The organism is Actinomadura sp. BRA 177 (assembly GCF_013372625.1).
Classification (GTDB): Bacteria; Actinomycetota; Actinomycetes; order Streptosporangiales; family Streptosporangiaceae; genus Spirillospora.
Genome location: NZ_JABXFD010000253.1, coordinates 1 through 2,962 on the forward strand (window position 1 = coordinate 1; position 2,962 = coordinate 2,962).

Below are 2,962 nucleotides of genomic sequence, written 5' to 3' on the forward strand. Positions count from 1 at the left end.
CGTGGAGCGGAGCAGCGGCGGGGGGGGGCTAGCCGTGGTCGGCGGGAGGGAAAACGTCCAGTTGCAGGGGCGGCCGGCCTGCCTCGCGGTGGAGGAGGTTCCGGGGGGCCGGGGGTTGGCGGGGCGTGGCGGGGGGCTTGGAGGCGGAAGGGGATGCAGGTTCCGGTCGGGAGGAGCCCCGTGTTCGGCAGACTCGCTCGCCCCGCGTCCGTTTCGCCTGCCAGAGCCGGTCTGGCTGTGGCCGCGCTTGTTTCCGGAGTTGTTGATTGCGGCTCGCGGGTGGTGAGTGGCATGCGTGTCTGTCGGCTGCGTGGCTGGCGAGTCGTTTTTGGGGTTATTTTGTTGGTGGGGGTGGTGGTCGTGCCTGCGTCCGGTGCCGCGGCGCTGGCAGGGGAGGCGACCGCCAAGTTTCCGCGGGGGTTTCTTTGGGGCGTGTCCACGTCCGGGTTTCAGGGGGAGGGGTTCTTTCCTGATAGCAATTGGACTCGGTATGTGGAGCGTCGGGCGAACGGTGTGACTGATGCTTATGGCAACTCTGTTGACTTCCGGCATCGTTATCCGGGGGACTTGAAGCTTGCCAAGGGGCTTGGGGTCAACGTCTTTCGGACGTCTATCGAGTGGGCTCGGGTTGAGCCTCGGCGGGGGCATCGGGATGCCAAGGCGCTTGCCTATTATGATGATCTTGTGCGCAGGATCAAGGCTAATGGGATGCGGCCCATGATTACGCTTGATCATTGGGTCTACCCTGGGTGGGTCGACGACCAGGGGGCCTGGGACAACCCCCGTACGCAGGACGACTGGCTCCGTAACGCGCGCTTCGTTGTTAACCGGTACAAGGGGCAGGGTGTTATTTGGATCACCTTCAATGAGGCCAGCGCGTATATTTACAAGGAGCTCACTACCCGGCCGATGGATCTCGGGCAGATGTTCAAGATGCGCGATGCTCTTATCAAGACGCATCGGGCTGCTTACGACATGATCCACAAAGTTGACCCGGGTGCTCTGGTGTCCAGCAACGTCGCCTACGGGACGGCCCTCAACGGCATCTTCGACGCGGCGCTGTTCAACGACGTGACCGACAAGCTCGACTTCATCGGCATCGATTACTACTACGGCGCCAACCTGGAGAACTTCACCGCGGTGCATGCGCTGACCGGTGAGTTCTGGAAGATCGACCCCGAGCCGGAGGGGCTGTACTACGTCCTCAAGAACTACCAGCGGCGGCTGCCGAACCTGCCGGTTTACGTCGTTGAGAATGGGATGCCCACGGACAACGGCAAGCCGCGTGAGGACGGCTACACGCGCTCAGACCATCTGCGTGACCACATCTACTGGGTCCAGCGTGCGATGGCGGACGGCGTGAAGATGATGGGCTACAACTACTGGAGCCTCACCGACAACTACGAGTGGGGCAGTTACCAGCCACGGTTCGGGCTGTACACGGTGGACGTGCTGACCGATCCCACGCTCAAGCGACGTCCGACCGATGCCGTGCCGACGTATCGGTCGATCATCAAGAACCGGGGCGTCCCATCCGGGTACGTGCCCGTGCGCAGGCCCGGCTGGTGCTCGATCGAGGACCCCGTCGCCACCTGTCTCGGCACGACCCCGACCCCTCCCGCCGCGTACCGCGTCCGCTGATCAGGGGAATGTCCTGCGCATACCCGGGTACCGCCACGGCGACCGCAATCGACCAGGGGAGCGCGTGGGGGACGTGCAGACGGAGCCGATGGCCGCTACGCGCGGGTCCGGCAGCGCGGCGCCGGGCTCGGCCGGGGTCGCCGACGGTCTGCTCAACGCCCTGAAGCGAGCCGCGGCCGCGCTCCGCGACGCCGGCGTCGGGTACGCGCTCGCGGGCGGCTTCGCGGCGTACGCGCACGGCGCCGCCGTGTCTACGCATGACGTCGACTTCGTGTTGCGTGAGCGCGATGTCCAGGCCGCCCTGGACGCGCTCGAAGCGGTCGGCATGACGCATCTGGAAAGTCCGGAGAACTGGCTGGAGAAGGCGTACGACGGGGAGCACCTCATCGACCTGATCCACACCCCGTCCGGCCGTCCGGTGGACGGGGAACTGCTGGACAGGGCCGAGGAGATGACGGTCGGGGCGGTGTTCATGCCGGTCCTGCACGCCACCGACCTGATGGTCATGCGGCTGCTGGCGTTCACCGAGACCGCCTGCGACTTCAGCGGGTTCCTGCACGTCAGCCGGGCGCTGCGGGAGCAGGCGGACTGGCGGCGGGTGGCCGCGCAGACGGCGGAGTCGCCGTACGCGTACGCGTTCCTGACGCTGCTGGCCCGGCTGGACGTGATCGAGGGGGACGTGCTGTGAACGATATGCCGGAGTATGTGGCCGCGCACATCCAGGAGCGGCTGGCGACGGAGGCGCACGAGCTGGGCATCCGGGTGGACGTCCGCGGCGACGTCGTCCATCTGCGCGGCGAGGTGGTGAGCGAGGAGCGGAGCCGGGACGTCGAGGAGGCGGCCCGGGACGCGGCCGAGGGCCGCGAGATCTGCAATGAGCTGCACGTCATCGCGGTGCCGGAGCCCGACGGAGAGGAGCAGATCTCATGATCCGTGTCGCGGCGGCGGGGGACCTGCACGTCGGTCCCGAGGTGGCCGGGGCGTACCGGGCGCGGCTGTCCGCGCTCGCCGACCAGGCGGACGTGTTCCTGGTCGCCGGCGACCTGACCAGGCACGGGACGGTCGAGGAGGGCCTGGTCGCGGCCGGTGAGCTGCGCGACCACGGGGTCCCGGTGATCGCCGTGCTGGGCAACCACGACTACCACTCCGACGCCGAGGACGAGATCGGGGGCGTGCTGCGGGACGCCGGAGTGACCGTCCTCGAAGGCGATGCCACGGTCCTGGACTGCGGCGGGACGACCCTGGGCGTCGCGGGCGGCAAGGGGTTCGGCGGCGGTTTCGAGGGCCGCTGCGCCAGCGACTTCGGCGAGCCCGAGATGAA

At 67.5% G+C, this 2,962-nt stretch carries 4 protein-coding genes; all 4 read left to right on the forward strand.

Annotated features, from left to right (window positions below):
- The first annotated feature begins 180 nt into the window (after positions 1 to 180).
- Positions 181 to 1,641, forward strand: a complete 1,461-nt coding sequence (locus HUX53_RS10380; protein WP_309237151.1) for a family 1 glycosylhydrolase — start codon at positions 181 to 183, stop codon at positions 1,639 to 1,641.
- Positions 1,642 to 1,705: 64 nt separating this feature from the next.
- Positions 1,706 to 2,329, forward strand: coding sequence for a nucleotidyltransferase (locus tag HUX53_RS10385; protein WP_309237152.1), 624 nt, complete (start codon positions 1,706 to 1,708; stop codon positions 2,327 to 2,329).
- Positions 2,330 to 2,334: 5 nt separating this feature from the next.
- Positions 2,335 to 2,571: a BON domain-containing protein gene (locus HUX53_RS10390; protein ID WP_176402950.1), complete on the forward strand. Its 237-nt coding sequence runs from the start codon at positions 2,335 to 2,337 to the stop codon at positions 2,569 to 2,571.
- Positions 2,568 to 2,962, forward strand: a 395-nt coding sequence (locus HUX53_RS10395; protein ID WP_176402947.1) for a metallophosphoesterase, incomplete at its 3' end; no start/stop codon positions are given. The genes HUX53_RS10390 and HUX53_RS10395, both read left to right, overlap by 4 nt.